This window comes from Frankia sp. CcWB2, assembly GCF_977927585.1.
In genome coordinates, this window is record NZ_CDWRCM010000061.1 from 16,455 (window position 1) to 17,693 (window position 1,239).

At 73.0% G+C, this 1,239-nt stretch carries 1 protein-coding gene; it reads right to left on the reverse strand.

All coding sequences use genetic code 11. The features are described from left to right. Positions 1 to 50: 50 nt before the first annotated feature. Positions 51 to 1,239, reverse strand: a 1,189-nt coding sequence (locus ACY45C_RS08920) for a heparan-alpha-glucosaminide N-acetyltransferase domain-containing protein (RefSeq protein WP_462187151.1), incomplete at its 5' end; no start/stop codon positions are given.

Consider the following 1,239-nt stretch of genomic DNA (forward strand, 5'->3'; position numbering starts at 1 on the left):
CCTCTACAGCGAGGCTGTGGCCGCGGCCTGAAGATCTCCGGCGGCCGTGGTCACCGCGCTAAACGAGCTGCCGGGTGGCCGCGGCGACGACCGCCTCGACCGGTCCTCGCATCCCGCTCGCCCGCCAGGCGGTGGCGACGGTCAGGGCCACGGCCGCCTGGAGCAGGAAGGACGGCGTCGGGTCCGCGGGGAGGAAGGACGCGGACATCACGATCACGTGGGCGCAGTAGAGGGTCAGCGTCATCGATCCGACGGGCGATGAGCGGGACCAGCATCAGGGGCGGCAGCAGCCGGCTCAGGAGCAGGACGAACCCGAGCAGGGCGACCGCGGTCGCGCTGGTGTGCAGCAGATCGACGGGCGTGGACGAGTGCGGGGTGTCGACGGCCAGCCACCACCAGGTGTTCGTCGGGGTGCTGCCGTACAGCCCGGCGTCGAGGATGGAGCGCACCGGCAGCGGCCCGACTCCCGCGACCTCGACGGGATCGACGGATTCGAGTGCGGCCATGCCTGCGGCGTGCCGGAGCAGTGCCCAGGAGGCCAGCGACGCCGCCGCGGCGATCGTGCCACCCTCCGCGAGCAGGGCGGCGGCGACCCGCGTGGACCGTAGATCCAGCCGGCCGGCCGCGAGTCCCACACAGAGATACCCGAGCCAGGCGAGCGCCGGATAGAAGCCGGTGAAGCCCATCTCCAGGGTCAGGCTCACCGGGTGGGTGAACACCCGGCCGAAGGTTGGGTCGTCAAGGGTCGGGGACGGCAGATGGTCCCGGCTGAGGAGGCCTGCGGCCGGGACGACCGCGAACGCCAGCACCGTGACGACGACCAGCGCTCCGAGCGGAGCCCGCAGCAGCGGCACGGCCAGGATGAACATCAGCGCGTAGTAACAGAGGATCACCGCGATGCCGGAGTGGGTGTAGCCGAGGGCGAGGCCGATCGTCCCGATGCAGGCCGCTCGTGCCACAGTCGACGCGCGCGCCTGTGGCGCCGGCAGCCGGCCGGTCGACAACGCCAGCGCCACCCCGGCGAGTACCGCGAAGGCCGCCGAGGCCCGGCCGGAGGCGAGCAGATGCGCGGGGGTCGCCGCCCCGTCATCCTCGACCGCGGGATAGACGTGCGTCGCGACCATGCCGATCAGGGCGATGCCCCGCGCCGCGTCGACTCCGCGTACGCGGCCTCCCCCGGGGGCCTGCGGGTAACGGGGCTGAAGCATCGCGGGCACGCCCTTCACACTGGTCTCCGGG